The organism is Gemmatimonadota bacterium, from assembly GCA_022560615.1.
In the GTDB taxonomy this organism is placed as follows: Bacteria; Gemmatimonadota; Gemmatimonadetes; order Longimicrobiales; family Gaopeijiaceae; genus UBA1138.
Genome location: JADFSR010000007.1, coordinates 31625 through 55529, shown reverse-complemented (window position 1 = coordinate 55529; position 23905 = coordinate 31625). Strand labels below are relative to the sequence as shown.

The following is a 23905-nucleotide window of genomic DNA, read 5'->3' as shown; positions in this document are numbered from 1 at the left end:
GGCAAGGGTTCAGCCAACTATCTCATCATCCGAGCGATACCACTCGGCTGCGCACACCGGAGATGTCCGAGGCGGTCACACGGCAGCAGCCTCCCACGAGGCTGGCGCCTGCTTCGACCCACTCGGCTGCGGCTTCGCCCCAAGCGTCACGGGTCCCACCATCCTTCCCGCCACCGAACTCGGTACCGACGAGCCCCGTGCCGCCTGAGCCGCGGCTCCAACTCTTCGACGACGCGTCGTACGCTTCGCCCGAATTCGGATAGACGGCCACCGGCAGGCCCGTTTCGGCGCGGATCTCGGAGATCAGCTCGGCCATGAAGCGCGGTGGCGTACAGTTCACTCCGACCGCAGCGATTCGGTCTGTTTCCGCACACACCGCCACGACGTCCCGGATCGGGGTCCCGTCGTTGAGGTGCTCTCCGTCTCGGCAGCTGAAGCTGAGCCACGCCCACACGTCGGGGGTCTCATCGAGGAGCTGCAAAATCACCTCGGCCTCGGCAAACGAAGGAATCGTCTCGAAAGCGATCAGGTCCGCCGCGGACGAAGCCATGACGCGAAAACGGTCCCGATGGAAGCGTTCGAGCACGTCGCGCCCCACGCCGTAGCGCCCATCATACTCCGACCCGTCCGCGAGAAACGCCCCGTAGGGTCCGAGGCTCGCTGCGACCAGCGGCCGAAGTCGATCCGCTCGGTTCTCGCCAATTGCCCAAAAGTCGTCAACCGCCCGGGTGGCCAGCGCCACGGAGCCGAGCATGAGCCGCTCCGCCTCGCCACGGCGCACTCCCACGGCCTCGAAGGCCTCGAAGCTCGCCTGGTACGTCGCAGTCGCGATGCAGTCGGCGCCGGCCTCCAAAAAGGAGCGGTGGACTTCCACCAGCGCGCCTGGATCGTCCAGGAGCAGTTGGGCCGACCAGAGCGCGGAGTCGAGCACCGCGCCTCGGCGTTCCAACTCGGTCGCGAAACCACCGTCCAGGACCACCACCCGCTGGTGATCGAGGAACCGCTGAAGGGGGTTCGGAGCGGGAATCACGCTACCTCACCCGCATTCGTTTTCCATCTCGATTCTCCCGGCCCGTAGGCCCGCTCGGAGCACGAGACCCGGAATCCAAGAAGGCCTCGGCACTCGAGTATCAGGACGCGAGCAGCTCCACCAGCTCCCCGAGCTCCTGGTCCCACCCGCCGTCGTTCTCCTGACGGCTCGAATCCGTAAGGAATCCCGACTCACGAAGATACAACGTGGTACCGCCGTCCTCGCGCTCGGTGAGTTCCCACTCCACCCGCGTCGTCTGGGCGTCATCGAACGCGACTCCCCCCTCGCCCACCCAGCTCCACACTATGCGGCGTGGAGCCTCTACCTCCTCGACGCGCATCTCGTATCGCCCATGGCTCTCCCACGTCATCGCTCCGTTCCCACCCACCCTGAGATCGAGCTCGGCTTCGTCGCCGAACCACATGGCCAACTCGGTCGGGTCCTTGATCGCCTTCCACACTCGCTCCCTGGACGCCTGAAAGTGCAGCGTCTTTTCAACTACCCGCTCGGTCATCGACTCCATCTCCGTCTCCGTCGAGGTGGATCCGCAGCCGCTCGAGGCGCTCGTCCCACACCGCTGCATACGGCGCAAGCCAGTCGTCAACCTCGCGTAGAGGTTCAGCCTCGAGCTCATGGAGCCGCTCCCGGCCCTGTACCCGCTTCCGGATGAGACCCGCCCTCTCGAGCACGTCGAGATGCTTGGTCACCGCCTGTCGGCTAATCGGGAGGACGTGGGCCAAGGAGGACACCGAGAGCGCCCCCTCGCCACGCAGACGCCCGAGGATCGAGCGCCGCGTGGGATCGGCTACGGCTGCGAATACGTCTAACATGCCCCCATTATATGCAACCGTATGGTTGCGTGTCAAAGTTGCGACTGACACCCGCTGGTGACCTGGCAGGCGGACGCGGACGCGGCGGATTGCCCGAGACTCGTGGACCTCTCAGATTGCGTGCATGTCCTCACGAGTCGTGACAGCAGCGCTCTCGACGCTGCTTTCGAGTTGTATCGCAGAAGAGTGGCCGGCTCCACCACCCGTAGACGTCGCAGTCTTCGCAGCGGAGCACGCGGAGTGGCGCGAGTACCGTAGGGGGCGGTTGGTAACACCGCCCTCGGGCCCTCTACTCTGGATCGGGCTTTGGGAGCTGGAGCAGGGGGCCAACCCGTTCGGTTCCGATACGAGCTTGGCCCTCGTGCTTCCGCCCGCCGACTCCCCGCCGCTGGCCGGTACTCTGCACCGCTCGGGACAGGAGATCCGGCTCGAGCCAGCTCCGGGCGCCGACATGAACATCCTGGACGGCGATCCGATCACGGATCCCATCCTGCTGGGCAGTGATCGCTCGGACGATCCCACCACGGTGGAGCTCGGGTCGCTGGGCATGCGCATCCACGGCGAGCCGGGGACGGACCGACTCTGGCTCCGGGTCTGGGACACGGACCTCCCGGTGCGAGACACCTTCGCGTTGCCCGAATCGTTCCCGGTCGACACCGCTTGGCGGGTAGCCGCTCGCTTCGAGCCGTACGCGGAGCCGATCACACTCACGGTGGCGGACGTAACCGCCGGAACGATCGAGTATCGCGTTCCCGGGGAACTCGTCTTTCAGCTCGACGGCCGGGAGCACTCACTCATTGCGACCGCAGGCGAGACCAGCACGTCGTTCTTCGTCCTGATGTGGGATTCCACGGCCACGACCGAGACCTATCAGGCTGGACGGTACCTGAGAGTCGACTTCCCGGACGAAGAAGGGTGGACCACCATCGACTTCAACAGGGCCTACAATGCGCCGTGCGTATTCACCCCGTTTTCCGTCTGTGGCCTGCCACCCAGGGAGAACTGGTTGCAGCTGGCGGTGACAGCGGGCGAGAAGAGACCGGCAGTACCGGTCTATTGAGGGGACGGCGAGTTCCCTCGCCTCACTGCCTGCGTGGAGAGGGCCCGACCGGGCCGCAGGCATCCGCCGCCTGCGACCCGATCCCGAGAGTTCTCCCGTGCCTTCTAGTTCGAGACGGCGAGTCCCGCAACGGTAACGCCAGGGATCACATGGTTGATGCGCACGCCGAAGATCCCATCCGTACGTGCCGCCATGCCGGTCCGCGGCTGGGTGAGGACCACGGTGCCGTTCACGAGAAAAGTGAGCTCGTCGGCTCCGACCTGCACTTCGAGCTCGTTGACCGAGGTGCCGTCATCGCCGGGCGTGGTCACCGCGTCGTGCGGGGTGCCGCTTACGATGGTGTGGACCGCGTCGTCGTCCGCGCGATGCTTCAGGATGAACGATCCGTTTTGTGCAACGAGGAAATACAGGTAGTTCTGGCTCGAGTTGTCGAGATCGCCACCACCGAATATCAGACCGTAGTAGTTGACGTGGCTACTCGGCTCGAGAAGCGTGAACGTGCCCTTCAAGTTGTACTCACCGCTGACCGTGTTGCCAGGATCCCAAACCACCGCCGCGGGGCCGGTGCCCACCGTGAACGAGCTTTCCATCTCCGTGATGGAGACGTCGGGCACATCGTCCGGATCGTTCGCTTCGGTGCTTCCCTGAGAACGTACTTGGAGCTGGGCGCTCAGGCCGAGCGGCACAGCGAGCATGAGCGCAAAAAGCGCAACAGAGATTCGGCGGGACATGGGAACTCCTATCCATTGAGGGTCGGTGATCGGTAGCAAGACTCGCCTGCCCAGGGATAAGCGATTCGTACGGGTGACGCCAGCCCACCCCGTACCGAGCGGCGCCGGTTTCCGCCCTATCCGGCCGCCGTGTCCCCCGCCGTGTCCCCGGCCACGATCCGCCGCACGATCAGGCCCTGGAGCGTGCCCACCAGCGCGGTCGCGGCCGAGTACAGTCCGAAGCCAGCGGAGAACATAAGCGCCATGGCTCCGGCGCTGATCACCGGCACCGCGAGTATCCAACTGGGTTGGGTTTGCAAGAGCCCCGCATCCATCGGTTTCACGAGCAGCATCTAACGTGGTTTGGGGGGGCAGCTGCGCGTGACTTCGGGCCCGAGCGGGCGGTCCTAGCGTTGCCTGTCGTAAATCGCGTGCGTGACCCGCGTGATCTTCCCGTTCTCGTCGAGGCGCACATACTCGTTGCTGATGCTATTGCCGTCTTCAGAGAGCGTATTGATGATCACCTGATAGACGCGGCCGTCCCGGCGATTGGAGATTCGGGTGGTCAGGTCGTCGACGATCTCGACCGCCGTCTCCGAGTTCTCCTGACCCGCGACCGGCAGAAACGTGCCGTCGAACATCGTGGTGTAGCCCCACTCGTTGCTCTGACCGCGAGAGTTCGTGGACGCAACAGTGATGCGCATGCCGCCGTCCATGTACGGCTCGTAGGTCATGATGTTGACCTGCGGCGGCGGGGCGTCGGACCTGAGCTTCCACACGCCGAAACGTGGGTTGTCCTGAGCGGATGCGTCGGCAGAAGCGACCAGTACGGCCGCGAACGCCGCGAGACTCAGCGTGAGGGTCCGTTTGAGCATCGTTGAGACTCCTGTCAGTGATGTGCCGGCGCGCAAGGCGCCCGGGAGCACGAATCCAGGTCGACCATCATGCGCGTCCGAGGCCGCGTACGCGAGCCCCTATAGCCCGGAGGCAGGGTCATCCATCAGAAGTCCCAGCTCCTCGCCAGGCTTCAGTTGAGCCCGCCGGGCGATCGCGATCGAGCCGGGAGCGAATGTCCCGCCGAGAAATCCCGTCACGAACATCGCCTGAATGATTTCCACAACCGGAGTCCCTGAGGGAAGTAGACCCAGCGTTCCCATGAGAGCCGGAACCGCGGCGGAGCCCAGGAGGCCCCAGAGCGCGACGCGCCCAAGCGAGAGCTCGAACAGCCGTTTCCGTCCCTCCTTCAGCGAGAGCAGCGTGCCGAACCCGACGCCGGAAACGAATCCGTACACACCCATCCCGAACGCCCACTCGAGAATCGGGTTAGTCCAACGCCACGCAGCAGCTTTCCCATGCCCACCCCATGTCATGGCGCGGGATCCACGAATCTCGATCCGCACGCACTCATCCACCCCCTCTCGCACGCCATCGCGTACAGAGCTGCCGGGTCTTGCTCCCGGACCGGTCCCTTGCTACCCCGCAACACGATCGGCAGATCGCTCGGCGTCAGGGCAGCGCTTGCGAATGTCGTCGAACCCGCCTCCATCCGTGCCGCGTTGTCGCACGCAGCCGAGAAACCCAATGAGCAGCCGTAGCTCCACACGCTCAGGGCTTCCTGCTCATCCTGCATCTGTACGACCAGCAGAATCCCCAGTTCGTTGCACGACCAGCCGGAACCCCGCTCACACAGATTCTGCTGCTGCACCGCGAGGTAGTTACACGCTCGCTCCGACCCCTCGGCGTATGTCGTCTGCCAGAACGGGACCCACTGCCCCCGGTGATCGTCGCCGACACCGTCGGCGGCGGCGATGGCCGCGAAAATCAGGATTCATATTCCGACGGTCGCCACCCTCCGTTGGGTTCCACTGAGCGCCGTGGCCACCTTGGACAGACTCAGCACCCTGAACGGCCCCGTGGTAACCGATCGATCGATGATCTGAATCAGCATGTTCAGGATCGGGACGGGCAACAGCTTGTCGTAGAACGTCGGGGCGTCGATGAGCCTCAGGATACCGAACAGACCGATCGTGCCCATCCCGTACAGCACCCCGAAGAAGACGCGTCCCGACTCCGTCCTCGGCGAGGTCGACGGGTCGGTGAACAGCAGCGTCATCCCTACAAAAACCGCGATGGGGATGTAGGAGTCGAAGAAGAGGTACGTGCCCGTCACCCCAAAATAGACCAGACCGAACAGGTACGTCGTCACGGCCGCGGAAAGCGTCATCGTCGTAACGCCGAAGAGCAGCATCGCCGGCAGCGCCACGAGGAAGATCAACAAATGCATGTGCGGCGGATTGAACAGCGTCGTCGCGATTTCGATGCCGAGCGTCGTGTCCGTCGTGCCGGTAAGGATCAGCACGAGTGAGAAGACGGCGAGCGGGAACGAGGACGGGTTGAAGATGTGCGACGAACGTCCGCCCTTGTCCCAGCGGATGAGCTCCTTGGCGAGGTAGCCGAGCGCGATGATCACGAACTGCCAGTGGAACCACTCCGGCCGGAACAGCAGGAACAGGTTGATGCTGAGAATGATGGGTGATCGAGAACCCTGACCTCGCGAGCGGACGCGGTTCGCCTCTGTTCGAACTGGCTCGCGACGCTGACCTCGAGGCCCTGCAGTTCGATCGGCTTCGGCTGTATCGAGATCGTCGTGAACTCGATGGGCGCGGTGGAAGGCAGCACCGCTTGAGAGTCCTCGTAGCCGAGTTGCTCCACCCGGAGCACGTACACACCGATGGTTTCCACTTCGAGAGAAAAGCGCCCCTCGTTGTCGGCGACGGCCGTGGCCGATGAAGACAGGTGCCGGATCACGGCTCCGGGAACAGGGGTGAGCGCGACCGCGTCGATCACGCGGCCTTCGATCGAGACGGTCGGAGTGGCTTGGGCACTCGCGCTCGCTCCATGCGCCTCAGGCACGCAAGTGGCGCCCGTTCGTGAGATACCGACTCAGATCAGCCGCCCGAGACAGTGAACTTCTGCACACGCCGACCCGTGGACGCCTCACCCACGTAGATGTTGCCTTGCGAATCCACGCTCATGCCATGCGGACGCAGGAACTGGCCGACCTGGCGACCACCTCGTCCGAAGTCGCCGACGACTTCCAGGTCGGAGCGGCGCAGGATCCAAACCTTGTGGTTCGTTCCGTCCGCGAGGTAGAGCCACTCTTGCTCGGCATCGGGCGACAGGCCAACGACGAACGCGGAGCCCGATGCCCGGGTCTCAGGAGCAATGATCTTCTCCGTGACGAACTCTCCGCTTTGCCGAAACACCTGGATGCGGTTGCCGCGACGATCGGCCACGTAGATGAGTCCATCGTTCGAGCCCATGAGACCGTGAACGGTAGAGAACTGACGCGGGGGTGGGCCGGCCGGATCGCGATCGCCGTACTCGTACGCGTCGTCAGGCCGGTCCCCGTACGCACCCCAGTGACGTAGGTAGGCCCCCGTTTCGCCGTCGAACACGATCACGCGGCGATTCCTGTACCCGTCCGCGATGAAGACCTCGTTCGTCGAAGGATCGACCCAGATCCCCGCCGGCCCCCCGAGAAGGCTCTCGTCGTTGCTGCCCGCGTTCACCTCGTATTCCCCGATCTGCATCACCAGCTCTCCGCTACGCGTGAACTTCATCACGCGGTGATGCCGAAACGTACCGATCCACACGAAGTCATTGTGGTCGATGAACAGCCCGTGCGCGTTCCTCGGGAACTCGGAGATATCCTGCGTAGCGGGGTCACCCCATCCCTGGATCACGTTGCCCTGCGCGTCGAACTCGATCACGATGGGAGCGGGCACGCAGCACGTTCCGAGCGGCGGATCCTGTACGACCGAGATCTCCTCGGGCGTGAGCGTCTCGGGGAGGTGGGTGACCCAGACGTGATCCTGCGCGTCCACGAAGACTGCGGTCACGGCGCCCATGATCCACCTGTTGGGCATCTCGAGCGGCCACGACGGATCGACGGTGAACGTCGGTACGCCACCGCCGGTACCGGTGGCACCAGGGGTGCCACCCTCGTCAGATCCCAAGCGCCATCTCAGGCCGAGCCCTAGGATCACTAGCAGGATGACCGCCCCCACTCTAATCGATCTCTGCATTCTTCACTTCTCCGTCAGCGACTTCGTGGATCGAGAAGGAGGAAAGTGCCGCCGAGCTCAGCGCCTCGCAATCGCGGCCCGGACGGCTCTGGCAGGGCAACCCATCGCAACCCGAACGCGGTAAGGGGCATCCAACTGGAGAGACCAAGCGCACGACTACACGCGTGGGGCGAATCGATGGATCACAGGCAGGCAACGGACGAGGCGTGGAACGGAAGGGGCAGTCCCGGCCTTACGCTCCTGCTGTTCGCATCCATCGTGTGTGCCGTCACGGTCGGGCTCTACGGCGCTCACCCGGACGAGGTCACCGCGGTTGCCGCGGCGGAGCCGATCGTGGCGCCACCTCAGAGTTCCATCGTGGCGGCGAGCCTCACGGAAATGGCGGACGAGCTACTCGCTTCGCCGATGTTCCGGGACCCCGAGTTCCTGGCCGAAGTCGGGCGGTGGGTGCGCTTCTGGGAGACCACGCACTCCAAGTGGCTCCCGACCTATCTGGAACGGATGACGTGGTTCGAAGACAACGTCGATGCGGTGCTCGCTGCGCACGAGCTCCCTTGGTCCCTCCGATTCCTGCCGATCCTGGAAAGCGGGTATAACCCCTCCGCAGTCAGCACAGCGAGCGCAGTGGGGCTCTGGCAATTCATGGAACCGACCGCCCGCGACTTCGACATGGAGGTCAGCCGGCTCGTCGACGAGCGCCGCGATCCATTCAAGTCCACCGAAGCCGCCGCCAGTTTCCTCGGTCGGCTGCGCACCGACTTCGGATCATGGTTCCTCGCGCTAGCGGCGTACAACGCGGGGCCGGACCGTATTCGTGGCATCCTCGAGCGGCGAGCGCCCGGGGCGGTTCTCTCGGACAGCCTCTACTGGGCCATCCGCCATCATCTGCCAGCCGAGACCCGCGACTTCGTGCCGAAGTTTCTCGGAGCCGTGGTCGTCGCGGCCGACCCAGAGGCGCACGGATACGAGAAGCCCCAGCCCGATCCGTTTGTGTTCGATCGCGTGCTCGTTGCGGCCAGCACCTCCTTGGCAGCGGTTGCACGCGCTGCGGGCACGAGCCAGGAGGAGATCACGCGCCTGAACCCCGAGTTCATCAGCGGCGTGACCCCACCGAGCCGAAACACGTACGTGCGGGTGCCGGTCGGCAGCGCTCAGGTGGTGCGGGAGAACGCCTTGAGGCGGCTGGGAGACGGACCGGGAAGCTAGCGCTAGCAGCCTCTCGCCGGAGCACGGCGCTATCGCTGAGGCTTCGTGATTCCGTACACGTGCAGACGGCCTGCCACTGAGTCCTCATGTCTTCAGAAAGCGGACCGCGCCGCACCTGAGAGTAGCGACTGCGGGCAAGATGCCTACAGGCTCCCCGTCGAGGTGAAACGGCACCTCTCCCTCCGATCTCAGAGTGACTCGGGTAGCCGTCCGATGTCGGACGCCCTCCGCCCCGGCGAGGCTCGACGTAAGCATCCGCGCAACGAGGCGAACCAGGCCGGGGACGCCTGCCTGCGGAATCCCCACGACATCGAACTGTCCGTCGAACGGGTCCGCGTCCTGTGCGAGAACGCCTCCGAAGGCGATCTCCTTGACGTTGGTAACGACGACACTGGACCAAATACCAAAGGACGATCCCTCCACCTCCGCGTCGATTCGCGGCGCACCGTACCCCGCCAGTGCGGACACAACCCTGGGCGCCTTGCCCAACAGGCCGGACATGCCCATGAGGCCCGTACGCGTCTCGTTGAGGGCTCGAATCACCACGGCATCGTAGCCTGCTCCGAACCACAAGAGGAAGGCCCGCTCGCCACCGGCGTGGCTTACGACGCCCACGTCGACCGGCCGAGACACCGCCCGCGCGAGCGACCTCCCGACGACGGCCGGATCGGATGCCAGCCCGAAGGCTCGGGCGGCCGCGTTCGCCGTACCGGAAGGCAGGAAGCCGAGCTCGGGTAGATCATGCGCCTCGCGCCCCGTACGCATCAGCCCGCAGAGAACCTCGTTCAGCGTCCCGTCACCACCAACGGCGATCAAGCGATCCACCTCGTGGGCGTGCTTGGCAGCGAGCTCCGTGGCGGCGCCGCGGTGAGTGGTCTCGACGACCTCGACACGGCCCGCATCGGGCAGGGCGGACCGCAGCGCCTCTGCCCGGCGCCGGCCCTGGCCCCGACCGGACGAGGGGTTCGCGATTAGTAGATAGCTCGGCATGACGTCCTTCTGCGACTGCGGCGGGGCTGCCCTAGATCCAGCGCCGCACTCGCTTCTTGTACTCCTCGTACTCCGCTCCGAACGCCTCACTCATGGCGGCCTCCTCCACAGAGATGAATCGCCTCGAGAGGACCAGGACGAACGGCGGAAGAATGAGGAACGGTGACATGGTGCCCCAAGCGATCGCCGCCCCGAGCAAGATGAGAACCATGCACAGGTACATGGGATTCCGGCTCGCCGAGAATGGTCCAGTGGCGACCAACGCCGACGGCTTCTCGAAGGGATTGATGCCGGTCTGAGCGGTCCTGAACTGCCGGCTCGCGACCACCATGACGACGAGGCCTATTCCCTCCGGCCACTCATCGCCTCGGTGATCAGACAGAGCAACTCATACAAGACGGTAGCGGCGATCAGGGAGGTCCCGCCCGTCGGATCGAAGGGCGGTGCCACCTCGACCACGTCGGCCCCCATCAGCTGGACACCGCGCAGGGTCCGAAGAAGAGTGAGGGCTTCGACCGACGTGAGGCCACCGATCTCCGGCGTCCCCGTCCCAGGCGCAAACGCTGGATCGATACTATCGATGTCGAACGACAGGTAGGTGGGCCCCGTCCCCACGATACGAAGAGCCTCCCGGCCCACTGCTTCCACGCCCATGCGGGTTACTTCATCCATGGAGACCACCCGCATCCCGGTCGCCGCCGAGTAGTCCCATCCCTCCGTCGAGTCCTGCGCTCCGCGGATGCCGATCTGAATCGTTCGGCCAGGGTCGACGAGTCCCTCCTCAACCGCCCGACGGAACGGCGCGCCGTGCGAGTAGCGAGACCCCATGAACTCGTCCCAGGTGTCGGTGTGCGCGTCGATGTGAATCAGGCCCACCGGTCCGTCAGAGACCAATGCTCTGAGCACCGGCAGAGTGACCGAATGGTCACCCCCAACGACCAGGGTGAGGACTCCGTCGCTCTTGAAGCCGGAGATGAAGCGCTCGATGTCCTCATGAGCCGCCTCGGGCTCGAACACTCGCGTGAACGGTACGTCGCCACCGTCGCCGACCCTGCACAGTTCGTAGGGGTTCACTCGAGTGGTGGGGTGAATGGCGCGCATCATGCTCGAGGCGTTGCGTACTTCTCGAGGCCCGTGCCGCGCACCGGGACGGTTGGTCACGGCTCCATCATACGGCACACCAACGAGCGCGATATCGAACTCGGACGCGTCCGCGATCAGCGGGGTCCGCATGAACGTCGCGATATGCATATACCGTGGCCCCGACATCGGGCCACGGCGACGGCCGACCTGGGCGTCACTCACTCGATCACCTCCGGGTCCTGGGCTTGGCTGACGCTCGACCACCACTGCGTTCGTTCTCGCCGCCAAGATGGTCATCCTAGCTGCCCAGTGGCAATCACGAGTGGCGATCACCTAGCGTCGGTCGGCTCGGTCCCCAGCACTTTCCCCATGCTCACCCGCCGCTCCGCGCTATAGCCCAGGGCGCGATAGAACGCGACGACACCGTCGTCCTCAGCGCGCACCTGCAGATTGACCTTCGGACATCCGAGCCGCTGCAGCCCATCTTCCGCCGCTCTTAGGAGTGCAGTGGCGATACCCTTCAGGCGGTATCGGGGAGCGACCGCCAGATGATGAATCCATCCTCTCGTCCCATCGAACCCCGCCATCACAGCACCAACCAACCGGTTGTCGACGTCGGCGACCATGAGCAGGTCGCTTTGGACTCGGAGCTTGTTGTCGATCATCGATTCCGGCGCGTTCCGAGGCGGATCCTCGGGAAAGACCTCGGACCAAAGCTCGACCAGCGCCGCACGATCTGCGGATCGGAACGACCGTATGGTGGGTGAGCTCACGGACCGCACCCCTCGAGCGCCTCATTCAGCTGCTGGATCCGCTCAGACATGACTCTCCCTCAGGTGGCGATGTGGGCCAATGTACCCAAGGGGACCATTCCGGGGACAGCCGAGCGATCACAGGGAGGAAGCCCATCCAAACATTGGCCAGTCCCCTTCCCATCCAGAAGAAAGCGCCCCAGGCTTACCTTCTAAGCCGTTGCTAGCCGTTGAGGCGCGGCACATGTGGGGAAGAGAATGAGCGAACAACCGAAGACCGTCGTCATCACCGGAGCCTCCACCGGAATCGGCCGCGCAACGGCCGAGCGCTTCGCCAGCGAAGGCTGGAGGGTCGCTGCTACCATGCGCCGCCCAGAGGATCATGAGGAGCTTGGGAGCGTCGAGGGCGTCAACTTGTACCCTCTCGACGTCACCGATCGAGATGAGGTCGCCGCCGCCTCAAAGTCGATCGTGGCTGATCTCGGTGTCCCGCACGCTGTGATCAACAACGCCGGCTACGGCGCCGCCGGACCACTCGAGACCTCCCCGCAGGAGAAGATCGATCGGCAGATCGCGACCAACCTGACGGGCCTCATCGATGTGACCCGGGCCTTTCTCCCGGGCATGCGTGAGGCAGGGCGTGGCGTGTTCGTCAACATCACATCCGTCGGGGGTTTTACGACCTTCCCGTTCTTCTCGCTCTACCACGCGACCAAGTGGGCCGTGGAAGGCCTGACCGAGTCGCTCCGGTACGAGCTCGGCTTCTTCGGCCTGCAGGCCAAAATCGTCGAACCGGGTGGCGTGCATACGGACTTCGGCGGTAGGTCTCTGGATGCGTCCGACGACGGCTCGACCGACGCGTACACGGCGAAGGTGCTGAAGATGATGGAAGGCGCACGATCGCGTACGCAGGGCTATTCCACTCCCGAGCAAATCGCCGACGTCATCTTTGGCGCGGCAACGGATGGCACCCCGCGACTTCGCTACGTCGCGGGCCAGGACGCTGAAGTCATGCGGGCCGCGCGCAGTGCTGTGCCGTTCGAGGAATACGCCGAAGGTCTGTTAACGCAGCTCGGTCTCGCAGACTGAGGAGAGCAGTCCCAGAACCGATCGAAGCACCCGCTGCTAAAGCTGCTCGGCCAGGTCCAGGAAATCGGTCGCCGAAATATCGAACTCGGGATCGGGCGTAGTATCAATGGTCCGACCTGGACCATACTCGAGCGGCCGCGGCACCCAAGCCGCCTTGAATCCGACGGCCTGAGCGGCCCGCAGGTCGCCCTTATGCGCAGCCACCATCATGATCCGGTGGGGCGGAAGATCCAGAAGATCCGCCGCCTTTTCGTACACTTCCGCGTCAGGCTTGTAGTGTCCGGATAGCTCGGCGGACAGCACACAGTCCCACGGCAGGCCGGCGTTCTTCGCCATGTTGGTCAACAGCGACACGTTGCCGTTGGACAGAGTGGCCAGCACGAACTTCGACTTCAGACGGCCGAGGCCCAGCACCGTATCGGGCCAAGGTATGAGGCGATGCCATACCCGGTTCAGATCGTCGATCTCGCCTTCGGAGAGATCTGATAGCTTGAACTCGATCACGAGGTCATCGAGGATTCTGCGATGGAGCTGATCGATCTTCATCCACGGCAACTCGCCGGTACGGACCTGGTTCATGGCCGGGCCGTAACCAGCTCGCCACCGATCGGCGAACCTCTCCCAGTCCACTTCGAGTCCCTTCGCCTGCGACAACATCCTCCCCTCACGGATGATCGACGTCCGCCAGTCGACCACTGTCCCGAATACGTCGAAGGTGAGGGCCACGACGTCGGACACCTCCTGAGGGCGGACCGCCCGAGGTGGATGCTCCTCAGGTAGCATCCCGCTCCCGCCCCCGAAGGCGGTCGCCGCGATGGCCACCGCGCCGGCCGAAAAGAACTCTCGGCGCTGCAAAGTGCTGAGGTCCGCGGTGCTAGAGATCATGAGTCTCCCTCGATCTAAGGGATTGCAGCCAGAATATCGGCCGGCTCGGCTCTCACCGTATAGTCCGGATCGGCAGATGCGAAGACGATGGTCCCACCTTGGTCGACGACGAACGTAGCCGGGATGGGAAGCTGCCACGACTCGTCCCCATTGAAGCGGACGAGATCGAGCCCGAAGCTCTCGATGTAGAGGCGTCGCAGGTCGTCGGGAACCCGAAACGTGAGCCCGTAGTCACGGCCGATGCCTAGGCCCAAGTCGAGCAACACGTCGAACTCGATCCCGTCCTCGTCGGCCCAGGGTCGTGCGAAGTCCTGAAGCTGAGGCTGAAGCGTCACCAGCGTCGCGCCCTTCGCGGCGATTTCAGGTAGAGCGGACTGGAGAGCAACCTGCTCAAGTCGGCAATAGGGTCACCACCTGCCGCGGAAGAAACTGACGACCACCGGTCCGCGCTTGAGCAAGGTGCGAAGTCGTACCGTCGTCCCCTCGATATTCGGACGAGCGAAGAGCGGGGCGGTGTCGCCTACTGAGCTCACACGATCCAAGATCCCAGACGCGCGTAGATCGTCCGTAGCCCGGTTCATGAGAGCCGTCGCGGCGGGGTCTCTTGCTGCTTCTTTCTCCGCCCGAAGAGCTGCCAGGCGATGGTTCAACGATTCCATGTCAGTCGCTCGCTAGGCGGAGGTCCGTCTCCACATCAACCCTTGGGCAGACGTTCTTCGATACGCAACAGCGCGTCGCGAATCTCGACCAGGATCTGCCCATCGTTCGTCGAGGCCGACACGACCGCCTCGGGGAGGGCTTGCTGGGACCCCGCCACCACGACGTCCCGTTGGTGTAGCACCTTGTCCCGAAACTCTCGCGCCCCGTCGATTCCCACGAGTTGGATGAGGGCGCCCGCCGCCGACCCGGCCGTCTCTACCGAAATGGTCTGCAGGCCGAAGTACCGCATGATGGGACCCTCGATGAGCCCCATGTCCGTGATCTTGCTCCAGGGGCACCGTTTTCTCCTGACGCACGAGGATGCCCCGACTCACCTTCAGCGTCCGGTCTGTCAGGACGCAGCTCATGTGTTGCAGGTATCGCTCGGTGAAAAAGTGCCCGAACAGAAGCCACACTGGAAGGAGAATGATCCCGACAACGGTGACCACACAGAGGATGGAGCCGTAGAGGAGCCAATAACTACGAACCCTTCGGTTGAAGGTGGCTTCTGCGAGGACGGTTTCGGTGGGCATCGGACCTCCAGTGCTAGAGCTAGAGCTAGATGCGAGGGAAGGTGTGAGAGAAGGCCACATAGTCGAACTACGTGAGCGATAGGCCGATCAACGGTAGCTGCTCGGCGAGCGTCTGGTCCAGCCGAGGACAACACGTCGGGAAACGGTTCGAGTATTCACTGGCGCACCATCCGTGGGTCTGGGATTCGATAGCCCCTATACTGCAACATGATCGTTCACCTGATAGATGGCACGTACGAGCTGTTTCGCCAGTTCTATGGCATTCGCCGCTTCTCCAAGCGTGAGGAGGGGCCCTTCGCGGCGGTCAACGGTGTGCTGCACTCCGTTTTGCAGATGATCGAGACGGGAGCGACCCATATCGGTGTGGCGACCGACCACGTCATCGAGTCGTTCCGCAACAATCTCTGGGCCGACTACAAGACCGGAGAGGGCATCGATCCGGCAATCCTGGCCCAGTTCCATCCGCTGGAAGAAGCGCTCGCTGCCATGGGCGTAGCCGTGTGGCCCATGATCGAGCTAGAGGCCGACGATGCACTAGCGTCAGCCGCCCATCTCGCCTCAGCGGACGAAAGCGTGGAGAAGGTCTCCATCTGGACCCCCGACAAGGACCTGGCGCAGTGCGTCCGAGGCGACCGCGTCGTGCAGGTGGACCGCAGAGCGAACCAGGTCCGCAACGCTGCCGCAGTGCGTGAAAAGTTCGGGGTCGAGCCGACCTTGATACCCGACTTCCTCGCCCTCGTTGGCGACGCTGCCGACGGCTTCCCGGGCATTCCCCGCATCGGTCGAGTCACAGCTTCACGGCTTCTGAACCAGCACGGCCCCATCGAGAGCTTTCCGGACTCGGTGCTCGGGGATCGCCGTGACCTGGCGCTGCTCTTCAAGGATCTCGCAACACTCAGAACGGATGCGCCCCTATTCAGTGAGGTCGACGAGCTCCGCTGGCTGGGTCCGACTCCCGAGTTCGCGCGTTACGCAGAGCGTCTCGGCGACAGCCGTCTCGTGGAGCGCTCCCAGACCGCTCTGGCAGTCTAGGCGCGAGGCAAAGTCAGAGATCGCGCCTCCAGCAAATGTGCCGCTCAACTTCCTCGAACCCGGCTGCCCGGTGGAACGCTTCGCTCACGTGGTTTTCGATGTCGCAATCCGAGGCGAACTCGGTCAGTCCCAGTGAGCGGGCCCAAGCTTCACCCCCTCGAACAAGCTCGGAGGCGACGCCGCTTCGGCGCGAGTCCGTATCAATCCAGATGCCATCGAGGTAGGCGACGGGCGAGGTGCCGCACCCGTCCGCGTATTTGCGGAGCCCGATTTCGGCGAATCCTCTCAGTCCGCCCTCGTCGCGCTCCCCAACGAGGACGATGCCCTCGGAGGTAGGCATGTGAAGAACGGCATCGATCTCGTCCAGGTCGGAATCCGGCCACAGCGCCGTCCGCATCCGGAGCAACTCCTCGCGGTCTGAAGCTCGACTGGGGCGAATCGTCATGGTTTGGCCGGGTCGGTTGTTGAGCGCAAGAAACAGTCACCGGGTCAGGTATTTGGCGATCTCTTCAGTTGTCGACCCACCTTCGGCTCGGTCCCGCAATTGGGCTCAGCACCATCCGCTCGGTCCTGCAGCTCCGACGCTCGCTGGAAAATGAGCGCGAACTCCTCGTCGGAGTATCGACGATCAGGCATATCGATACGTCCCTCCCCTAGCTCGAGCCCGAGTCAAATGCCCTACGGAGGGCCTCACCGCACTCCTCGAGCGCCTCCGTCGTCGCGTCTACCATCCCCCCCATCGTGATGAACCCGTGAATCATCCCCTCGTACTCCACGAACCCAGTCTCGACTCCAGCCTCACGCAACTTGTCGGCATAGGCACGTCCCTCGTCCTTCAACGGGTCGTATCCCGCTGTGAGGATGAAGGCCGGGGGAAGGTGCGCGAAGTCATCGGCGAAGAGGGGCGAAGCGATGAGCTGGCGCCGATTCCCGCCCTGGCCGAAATAATGGTTCATGAACCAGTCGAGCAGCTCGGTGGTCAGACGGTAGCCCTGGGCTAATGTCTTGTGTGACGGCATGCTGCCCGTGAGGTCCGTGCTTGGATAGATGAGGAGCTGGTACGCCAGCTGCGGGGCGCCATCCCGCTTCGCCATGTGACAGACGATCGCCGCCAGATTCCCGCCCGCGCTGTCCCCGCCAACCGCTACGCGAGCGGGGTCTCCCCCGAGCTCGGCCGCATGATCCACCACCCAACGGGTCGCCGCCCAGGCATCATCGACCGGCGCCGGGAACGGGTGCTCGGGGGCGAGCCGATAGTCGACAGACACCACGAGGCACGCCGCGCCCAGAGACAGCCGACGGCAGGGGATATCGTGTGTATCCCGATCGCCGATCACGTAGCCGCCACCGTGGAAAAAGATGAGGATCGGGAGCGGACCTTCGGCATCCTGCGGGCGATAGAGCCGCGTCGGAAGCTCGCCACCGGGGCCGGGGATCGTACTGTCCTGCGTCACCACTCCGTTCGGAGGATCTTCCGAGACTGAGGCGACCATCTCAGCGTATTGAATCCGTGCCGCTGGTGGATCGAGGCTCTCGAGCAGGGGGCGCGTGCTCCTCTCCGCGAGATCGAGTATGAACTGGACCTGTGGATCTAGCGTCACTCATGCGCTCCTAAAAAGAGGACTGCTGACACGCCGAGCCCCAGCTCAGAAGACTTCCCAAACACCCGGTGTTGCAAGCTCCACAGAGTACCCGTCAGGGTCACGGAAGTACATGCTCTTTCCGCCTCGTTCCCAGCTCACCTCACTCTCGATATCGACCCCCTCCGCCGCGAGGTGCCGACGCCACGAGTCGAGGTCCCCCGAGTCGATGGCGAAGGCGAAGTGCGCCGGGCCTCCACCGTCGTGGGAAGGAATCCATCCGCCTCTGAACGACGCTCCTGAAGTGGTGGCTCCACGAAGAAAGAGCAGGAGCACTGTGCCCTCCCCTGCGTCCAGGGCGGCCAGGCGATCTCCTCGCGACATGGCGTTCAGTCCGATCACGCGCTCATAGAAGCGGACCGCCCGATCAAGATCCTCGACGTAGAGGGCGGTCTCCAAGATTCGCCGAACCCGGGGCATCGTCTCAGTTCCTGACCCACTTCCAAACGGTTCGGTCGCCGACGGACGCTCCCCAGATGTTGCCCTGGTCGTTGACCGAAACGCCTTCGGGGTGGCTCGTGGCTCCGTGCGTGCAGGGGTCCGGAATAAAGCCGGTCAATACGCCGTCGGTCACGCTGCCAATCCGGATACCCCGATGCCAACCCGGGTTGCAGCCGTACTGCCCTTCGGCCGCCCTCGATTCGGAGTCGAGCACGACACGTCCAGGCAGTCGGACGCCACAGGTCTTGTTCTCGGTCATCACGTCCATCATCTGTGCGAGCTGGTCCTCGAGCTTCGCTGCATTGCCAATTTGGCCCGCGGAGGCCCTCAGGGCCACGAGGAAGCCGGCACAGGTTATGCGCCATCGGCCCGCCGTTGCCGCCTCACTTCGTACAGAATAGCCGTTGCGGCGGAGGCAACGTTCAGGGAGGAAGCCGACCCGCTCATCGGGATGGTCACGCTGGTGTCACAGAGCTCGGCGACCTTGTGACTGAGGCCGGCGGTCTCGTTACCGAGCATGAGCACGGTCGGATTCGAAAAGGACACTTCGTCGGGCCACACTCCCCCACGCGCCGTTGTCGCGACTAGTTGGAGATTCTGCGTCTGACTCCGCACCCCCTCGAGCCAACCCTTCAGGCCACCCCAGGTCGTGACCCGCACCACGGGCTGAGCAAACAGAGAGCCCGCAGCACCACGGACGGTGCGTGGATCATAGAGGTCCGCCGCGCGGCCGAAGATGACGACGCCATCTACTCCGAGTCCATCACAAGAGCGGATGACCGTACCGAGATTGCCAGGCAACGACGGCTGATCGAGCAGGACGTAGAGTGGCTGCGGCCCTGCCGGGAGGCGCGCAGGATCATCGCTCGGAATCTTGACGACCGCCAACAATTCCGAGACGTCATCCTTGTCACTGAGCTCCTCCATCAGGGGAAGACTCAGCTCGAGGTGCAGGCGAGCGCGGGATGAGCGCAATGTGTCTTGAGCCCAAGCCGATAGTGGGCGTGAGGGCGCATAAAGGAACGCCTCGATCCTCCACTCCGGATTGGCCATGAGCTGATTCAGCGATCGAACACCTTCGACCACAAATTCGCCGTAGCGATGGCGCTTTTTTCGACTTCGGCCGAGCGCTTCCACTCGCTGAAACCACTGGTTCTTCGACTCGACAGGAAGTATCCGCGGCACTTGTCCCAACGGCTGAGTCCCAGATCTAGGGTGCGGCTGATCCGTGCCCCCTTCAAGTAGGGCGGTGTCCCAAACGTAGTCCAAAGTAGAGGTGGTGGGCGGCGGCCCGTGCGCTACATTCCCGCTTGCCCGAGGAAGGGACCATCCATAGGAGGGACGAATGGACGCCAGCAAGATGACCAGGCGCCAGCTTCTCAAGAGGTTCGGAGCCGTCGGCGGCTCATCGCTCGTGATGGGTGCGATGGGGGCATGGGACCTGATGGGTCAGCCGTCAGGCCCGCGCCCCGTCTTGAAGGGGACGCGGCCGGACACGAAGGTCATCGTGCTCGGTGCGGGACTGTCGGGGCTGACTGTCGGCTACGAGCTGGGGAAGCTGGAGTACGACTACAGCGTCCTGGAGGCACGCGACTCCGTGGGCGGTCTCTGCTGGACCGTCCGGCGCGGAACGCAGCACACGGAGATCGGCGGCGAGACTCAGGTGTGCGATTTTGACGAAGGGCAGTACTTCAACGCGGGGGCGTGGCGGATTCCGCACCGCGACCAGGGGGTCCTGGGCTACTGCAAGGAGCTGGGCGTCCCTCTCCAACTTTTCGTGAACCTAAGCGACGCGAACTACTTCTACGAAGAGGACCCCGAGTTGGGCCCCCTCTCCGGCAAGCGAGTCCGATTGCGCGAGGTCAAGGCCGACCTGTGGGGTTCCACGACCGAGCTGCTGGCCAAGGCGATGGACCAGGGCCAGATCGACGCACCGCTCACCGAAGAGGACAAAGTCCTCCTGATGGAGTTCCTGGTGCGAGCCGGGTACCTGGATTCAGAGGACCACTTGTACGGCCCACCGGAACTGCGCGGGTCGGAGGATCGGTACGATTTCAGCGCCCTACTCCGTTCCGACTTCGGAAGCCGGGTACGCTCCCTCTACGCCGGCACCGGGGGACCGGACCCCGTCTTTCAGCCGATCGGGGGCATGATCCAGATCCCGCTCGCCTTCGAGCGAGCGATCGGTGACCACATCAGGTTCGGGGCCGACGTGGGGTCGATTCACCAGACCGAAGACGGCGTGCGAGTTGTGTACAGGGACACCCGGTCCGGACAGGAGCGGGAGGAGACCGCGGACTTCTGTGTGTGCTGCCTACCGATGTCCGTGCTGAAGGGAATCGACGTCAATTTGTCGCCCGAGATGGCGGACGCCGTGAGCAAAACCGAGCACAGCTCGAGCGCAAAAATGGGACTGCAGATGAAGCGCCGCTTCTGGGAGGAGGACGACGGGATCTTCGGTGGGCACCTCTGGAGCTCGAGCCTGCAACTGGGAGAGTTCTCCTATCCCTCGAACGACTACTTCACGGACAAAGGTGTGCTGTTGGGCTACTACGGCCGTGGTGGGCAAGCCGGGCTATCGGACATGCCGGTTCGAGACCGGGTCGAGCATGTGCTCACTCAGGCCAGCAAGGTCCACCCGCAGATGAGGGAAGAGTTCGAGAACGCGTACTGTGTGTGGTGGGAGAAGGTCCCATACAGTCTTGGCGCATACGGGAGGACCCCCGACGCTGAGCTTCTCGAACAGCTCAGCAAGGCGGATGGTCGCGTCTATCTGGGGTCAGCGGGCGCAAGCGGGCGCCCAGCGTGGCTCGAGGGCGCCATCCAGTCGGCTTGGCGGACCGTAGAGGCTCTTCATGAGCGGGTGATGCAGGGGTAGACCTCAGCCGGCGTCCGGTCTGAAGAAGCCCCAAGTCTTCAGTCCCCATCCGACGGTCGCGTGGCCCACGATCTCGTAGCCGAAGTGCTGATAGAGTGGGACATTGGCCTCGTCTTCAGTCGTGAGCGTCACACCTTCAGAACCGGAGTCCTCACGGGACATGAGGTGGACATGCTCGATCAGCCTGCGGCCGAGCCCCTTGCCCTTCGCTGCGCGGCGCACGCCGATCATGTTGAGGTGGATGTGTGGAGTTTCCACCTCGAACGGCGCACAAGCGGCAGAAAAAGAGTCGTATCTGGCTCGCGCCGAGGAGCCCAACTCAGCCCATACCCGCTCGCGAAGATCGCTCAACTCCGGCGGGCTCGGCGGCCCGCTAGGACGCGACACCAGTGCAGCCCCATCGAAACTTCGTCTGTGCCCGATCCCGAGCAGGACCTCTCCGCGTAGGACTCGCGCCTCCACGAAGAAGTGGACAAGGATCTTGAGTCGCTGCTCGTAGTCCACGGCGTCGGCATCGAGTACGAAGCGCATCACCGGGTAGTCGAAGAAGGCCTCACACAGGACGTCGACTACCTCCGCTACATCATTCCCGCTGAGCCTGAAGACAGTCTCGAGCACGCGCGACGCAGCTACTTCACGAAGAGCATCTCGCGGTACGTCGGCACCGGCCACAGATCATCCGGAACGAGCCGCTCGAGTCGGTCCACCACGTCCCGCACCTCGGTCATCGCCGGAATGATGTTGTCGCGCATGTGCGCCGCCTTCGACACCAGGTCGTCACCACCGAGCTCCTGGTTCCGCGTCGCGAGCACGCTCAGCTTCTGGCTCAGAGCGTCGACGAGCTCGTTCATCTGCCCAGCGATCGCGAGCACGCCGTCGCTCTTCATGCCGAGGTTGTCGGCACTCTGGGCTGTGGCGAGAAGGTCGCTCAAGTAGCGGACCGCGGCCGGCAGGATCATCGTCTGCGCGATCTGCTGCGCGCTCTCACCCTCGATGTTGACCGTCATGAAGTACTGCTCGACGAAGATCTCGTAGCGGGACTCGAGCTCGCGGTGCGAGAGCACGCCGTATTTCTCGAAGAGCGATGTGTTCTTCTCCTCGACCAGCTTCGGCAACGCATCCATCGTGCTGCGTAGGTTGAGCAATCCGCGACTCTCCGCTTCGACGGCCCACTCGTCTGAATAGTTGTCGCCGTTGAAGATCACGTGCTTGAACTCGTGGATCTCGGAGGCGAGCAGCGAGCGCAGAGCGTCGTCGAACGACGTGCCCTTCTCCAGGGCTCCCTCGAGCTGGCCACACAGTTCGTCGATCGACTCGGCCACGATCGTATTGAGGACCGTCACCGGGAACGAGACGCTCTGCGCCGAGCCGAGCGAGCGGAACTCGAACTTGTTGCCCGTAAACGCGAACGGTGACGTCCGGTTCCGATCCCCCGCGTGCCTGGGCAGGCGCGGCAGAACCTTCACGCCGAGGCCCAGTAAACCGTGCGACTTGCTCGACTTGGCCTCACCGGCCTCCTCGATCTGCTCGAAGATATCCTGCAGCTGATCGCCAATGAAAGCGGAGATGATCGCCGGCGGAGCCTCGTTCGCCCCGAGGCGGTGGTCGTTGCCTGCGTAGGCCACAGACGCTCGCAGCAGATCCTGGTGTCTCGCGACCGCTCTGAGAACAGCGGAGCAAAAAAACAGAAACTGCATGTTATCGTGCGGCGTCTCGCCCGGCTCGAGCAGGTTCTGATCTTTGGTTCCGAACGAGAAGTTCAGGTGCTTGCCGCTACCGTTCACGCCTTGGTACGGCTTCTCGTGCAATAGGCACACGAGGCCGTGCTTCCGGGCGACCCGACGGAGGGTGGACATCATGAGCTGCTGATGATCTGCGGCCTGGTTCGCATCCTCGAAGATCGGCGCCATCTCGTACTGGCCCGGCGCCACCTCGTTGTGGCGCGTCTCGAGCGGCACGCCAAGCTTGTACAGTTCGAGCTCCACCTCGTTCATGTACTCGAGCACCCGCTCGGGGATCGACCCGAAGTAGTGGTCGTCCATCTCCTGACCCTTTGGCGGCTTCGTGCCGAAGAGCGTGCGCCCGGTCGTCTGAAGGTCGGGGCGGCGGTAAAAGAACTCCTCGTCGACGAGGAAGAACTCCTGCTCGAAGCCGCACGTCGCGCGCACGGGCTGCGGTGGTGAACCGAAGAGGACCAGAGCGCGTCTGGCCTGCTCGTCGAGCGCATGCATGGAGCGCAGCAGCGGCGTCTTGGTGTCGAGCGCGTCACCAGCCCACGAAGCGAACGCAGTGGGAATGCACAGGTAAGCGCCACCGGCCCCCTCCATGAGGAACGCCGGCGAGGTCGGGTCCCACGCGGTATATCCGCGGGCCTCGAAGGTCGCGCGCAACCCGCCAGAGGGAAAGGAGGACGCATCCGGCTCACCCCGCACGAGCTCGCTGCCGTTGAACTCCGTGATCGCCCGCCCGTCGCCGGTCGGCTTCAGGAATGAATCGTGCTTCTCCGCGGTGTGGCCCGTGAGCGGCTGGAACCAGTGCGTGAAGTGGGTGGCGCCCTTCTCTATCGCCCAGTCTTTCATGGCAATCGCCACCGTGTCCGCCACCGACGGATCGAGCTCGGTACCGTTCTGGATCGTCGACAGCAGTGCCTCATACTGTGGCTTGGGGAGGCGCGACTTCATCTGGTGTAGTCCGAACACGTTCTGCCCGAACACCTCCTCGAGATCGATGCGCTCCTGGTCCTCACGGCCGTTGGCCGGAGCCGGCGTGTACTTGGCCGCAGCCAAAGAATCGAAGCGGGGAATCACGCGAGTCACGGGCAGCAATCTCCTGGTCGAGCCGACGGGGTTTTCGTCACGGGAGTTGAAAGTCGCCATCGCGGACATCCTCTTCAAGAGCGAAGGCGCGTCGAATTGCCTAAGTTTTAATACGCTAAAGTAAATAGAGTTATTTCGATCAT

29 protein-coding genes and 1 pseudogene are annotated in these 23905 nt (G+C 63.9%); 5 read left to right on the top strand and 25 right to left on the bottom strand.

Features of this window, described 5'->3' with window-relative positions:
* Positions 1–25: 25 nt before the first annotated feature.
* The 3 genes from mmuM to IIB36_06450 form a co-directional block, all read right to left on the bottom strand.
* Entirely contained in the window at positions 26–1030 is a 1005-nt protein-coding gene (gene mmuM / locus IIB36_06460; GenBank protein ID MCH7531395.1) for a homocysteine S-methyltransferase, read from the bottom strand.
* A gap of 100 nt (positions 1031–1130) precedes the next feature.
* Positions 1131–1544 carry an SRPBCC domain-containing protein gene (locus IIB36_06455; GenBank protein MCH7531394.1) on the bottom strand — a complete coding sequence of 138 codons (414 nt, stop codon included), beginning with the start codon at positions 1542–1544 and terminating at the stop codon, positions 1131–1133.
* Positions 1525–1860: a helix-turn-helix transcriptional regulator gene (locus IIB36_06450; GenBank protein ID MCH7531393.1), complete on the bottom strand. Its 336-nt coding sequence runs from the start codon at positions 1858–1860 to the stop codon at positions 1525–1527. The genes IIB36_06455 and IIB36_06450 overlap by 20 nt, the downstream gene beginning before the upstream one ends.
* 124 nt (positions 1861–1984) lie before the next feature.
* Here IIB36_06450 and IIB36_06445 point away from each other — a divergent pair, with 124 nt between their 5' ends.
* Positions 1985–2920 carry a DUF1684 domain-containing protein gene (locus IIB36_06445; protein MCH7531392.1) on the top strand — a complete coding sequence of 312 codons (936 nt, stop codon included), beginning with the start codon at positions 1985–1987 and terminating at the stop codon, positions 2918–2920.
* 104 nt (positions 2921–3024) lie between these two features.
* Here IIB36_06445 and IIB36_06440 read toward each other — a convergent pair whose 3' ends face one another.
* From IIB36_06440 to IIB36_06405, 8 genes are all read right to left on the bottom strand, one after another.
* On the bottom strand, positions 3025–3651 hold the full coding sequence (locus IIB36_06440; GenBank protein ID MCH7531391.1) for a hypothetical protein: 627 nt from the start codon (positions 3649–3651) through the stop codon (positions 3025–3027).
* Between the two features lie 116 nt (positions 3652–3767).
* Entirely contained in the window at positions 3768–3974 is a 207-nt protein-coding gene (locus IIB36_06435) for a hypothetical protein (protein ID MCH7531390.1), read from the bottom strand.
* A 63-nt stretch (positions 3975–4037) separates the two neighbouring features.
* The gene (locus IIB36_06430; protein MCH7531389.1) at positions 4038–4505 is read right to left on the bottom strand and encodes a hypothetical protein; all 468 of its coding nucleotides are present in this window, start codon (positions 4503–4505) and stop codon (positions 4038–4040) included.
* Positions 4506–4604: 99 nt separating this feature from the next.
* A complete protein-coding gene (locus IIB36_06425; GenBank protein ID MCH7531388.1) occupies positions 4605–5000 on the bottom strand; it encodes a hypothetical protein in 396 nt (131 codons plus the stop codon).
* Positions 4997–5335, bottom strand: a complete 339-nt coding sequence (locus IIB36_06420; protein ID MCH7531387.1) for a hypothetical protein — start codon at positions 5333–5335, stop codon at positions 4997–4999. Before IIB36_06420 ends, IIB36_06425 begins: the two co-directional genes overlap by 4 nt.
* A 123-nt stretch (positions 5336–5458) precedes the next feature.
* Entirely contained in the window at positions 5459–6100 is a 642-nt protein-coding gene (locus tag IIB36_06415; GenBank protein MCH7531386.1) for a hypothetical protein, read from the bottom strand.
* Positions 6097–6543 carry a carboxypeptidase-like regulatory domain-containing protein gene (locus IIB36_06410; protein MCH7531385.1) on the bottom strand — a complete coding sequence of 149 codons (447 nt, stop codon included), beginning with the start codon at positions 6541–6543 and terminating at the stop codon, positions 6097–6099. The genes IIB36_06415 and IIB36_06410 overlap by 4 nt, the downstream gene beginning before the upstream one ends.
* A gap of 35 nt (positions 6544–6578) precedes the next feature.
* Entirely contained in the window at positions 6579–7718 is a 1140-nt protein-coding gene (locus tag IIB36_06405; protein MCH7531384.1) for a hypothetical protein, read from the bottom strand.
* 177 nt (positions 7719–7895) lie between these two features.
* Here IIB36_06405 and IIB36_06400 point away from each other — a divergent pair, with 177 nt between their 5' ends.
* Positions 7896–8924, top strand: coding sequence for a lytic transglycosylase domain-containing protein (locus IIB36_06400; protein ID MCH7531383.1), 1029 nt, complete (start codon positions 7896–7898; stop codon positions 8922–8924).
* Positions 8925–9008: 84 nt separating this feature from the next.
* On the opposite strand, the gene IIB36_06395 is transcribed toward IIB36_06400, so the two are convergent.
* From IIB36_06395 to IIB36_06380, 4 genes are all read right to left on the bottom strand, one after another.
* A complete protein-coding gene (locus IIB36_06395) occupies positions 9009–9914 on the bottom strand; it encodes a hypothetical protein (GenBank protein ID MCH7531382.1) in 906 nt (301 codons plus the stop codon).
* A gap of 31 nt (positions 9915–9945) precedes the next feature.
* Positions 9946–10245: an isoprenylcysteine carboxylmethyltransferase family protein gene (locus IIB36_06390; protein ID MCH7531381.1), complete on the bottom strand. Its 300-nt coding sequence runs from the start codon at positions 10243–10245 to the stop codon at positions 9946–9948.
* 11 nt (positions 10246–10256) lie between these two features.
* Positions 10257–11183: an agmatinase gene (speB, locus tag IIB36_06385; GenBank protein ID MCH7531380.1), complete on the bottom strand. Its 927-nt coding sequence runs from the start codon at positions 11181–11183 to the stop codon at positions 10257–10259.
* 143 nt (positions 11184–11326) lie between these two features.
* Complete coding sequence (locus tag IIB36_06380) at positions 11327–11755, bottom strand: GNAT family acetyltransferase (protein MCH7531379.1); 429 nt, start codon at positions 11753–11755, stop codon at positions 11327–11329.
* Positions 11756–12007: 252 nt separating this feature from the next.
* Here IIB36_06380 and IIB36_06375 point away from each other — a divergent pair, with 252 nt between their 5' ends.
* Positions 12008–12838, top strand: a complete 831-nt coding sequence (locus tag IIB36_06375) for an SDR family oxidoreductase (protein ID MCH7531378.1) — start codon at positions 12008–12010, stop codon at positions 12836–12838.
* A gap of 36 nt (positions 12839–12874) precedes the next feature.
* Here the strand turns inward: IIB36_06375 and IIB36_06370 are convergent, their stop codons facing one another.
* The 3 genes and pseudogenes from IIB36_06370 to IIB36_06360 form a co-directional block, all read right to left on the bottom strand.
* A complete protein-coding gene (locus IIB36_06370; GenBank protein ID MCH7531377.1) occupies positions 12875–13621 on the bottom strand; it encodes a haloacid dehalogenase type II in 747 nt (248 codons plus the stop codon).
* A 116-nt stretch (positions 13622–13737) separates the two neighbouring features.
* A complete protein-coding gene (locus IIB36_06365; GenBank protein MCH7531376.1) occupies positions 13738–14082 on the bottom strand; it encodes a redoxin domain-containing protein in 345 nt (114 codons plus the stop codon).
* 335 nt (positions 14083–14417) lie between these two features.
* Positions 14418–14955: pseudogene (locus tag IIB36_06360) on the bottom strand (PH domain-containing protein).
* Positions 14956–15162: 207 nt separating this feature from the next.
* Here IIB36_06360 and IIB36_06355 point away from each other — a divergent pair.
* Positions 15163–15987 carry a flap endonuclease gene (locus IIB36_06355; GenBank protein ID MCH7531375.1) on the top strand — a complete coding sequence of 275 codons (825 nt, stop codon included), beginning with the start codon at positions 15163–15165 and terminating at the stop codon, positions 15985–15987.
* A gap of 13 nt (positions 15988–16000) precedes the next feature.
* Here the strand turns inward: IIB36_06355 and IIB36_06350 are convergent, their stop codons facing one another.
* The 5 genes from IIB36_06350 to IIB36_06330 form a co-directional block, all read right to left on the bottom strand.
* Positions 16001–16432, bottom strand: a complete 432-nt coding sequence (locus IIB36_06350) for a GNAT family N-acetyltransferase (protein MCH7531374.1) — start codon at positions 16430–16432, stop codon at positions 16001–16003.
* A 208-nt stretch (positions 16433–16640) separates the two neighbouring features.
* Complete coding sequence (locus IIB36_06345; GenBank protein ID MCH7531373.1) at positions 16641–17588, bottom strand: alpha/beta hydrolase; 948 nt, start codon at positions 17586–17588, stop codon at positions 16641–16643.
* A gap of 45 nt (positions 17589–17633) precedes the next feature.
* Complete coding sequence (locus IIB36_06340) at positions 17634–18047, bottom strand: VOC family protein (GenBank protein MCH7531372.1); 414 nt, start codon at positions 18045–18047, stop codon at positions 17634–17636.
* A 4-nt stretch (positions 18048–18051) separates the two neighbouring features.
* The gene (locus tag IIB36_06335; protein ID MCH7531371.1) at positions 18052–18405 is read right to left on the bottom strand and encodes a hypothetical protein; all 354 of its coding nucleotides are present in this window, start codon (positions 18403–18405) and stop codon (positions 18052–18054) included.
* 17 nt (positions 18406–18422) lie between these two features.
* Positions 18423–18995: an rRNA methyltransferase gene (locus IIB36_06330; GenBank protein MCH7531370.1), complete on the bottom strand. Its 573-nt coding sequence runs from the start codon at positions 18993–18995 to the stop codon at positions 18423–18425.
* Between the two features lie 418 nt (positions 18996–19413).
* On the opposite strand from IIB36_06330, the gene IIB36_06325 reads away from it, so the two are divergent.
* Complete coding sequence (locus IIB36_06325; protein MCH7531369.1) at positions 19414–20946, top strand: FAD-dependent oxidoreductase; 1533 nt, start codon at positions 19414–19416, stop codon at positions 20944–20946.
* Positions 20947–20949: 3 nt separating this feature from the next.
* Here the strand turns inward: IIB36_06325 and IIB36_06320 are convergent, their stop codons facing one another.
* Together IIB36_06320 and IIB36_06315 are read right to left on the bottom strand one after the other, a co-directional pair.
* A complete protein-coding gene (locus IIB36_06320) occupies positions 20950–21564 on the bottom strand; it encodes a GNAT family N-acetyltransferase (GenBank protein ID MCH7531368.1) in 615 nt (204 codons plus the stop codon).
* An 11-nt stretch (positions 21565–21575) separates the two neighbouring features.
* Entirely contained in the window at positions 21576–23822 is a 2247-nt protein-coding gene (locus IIB36_06315) for a glutamine synthetase III (protein MCH7531367.1), read from the bottom strand.
* Positions 23823–23905: the final 83 nt, after the last annotated feature.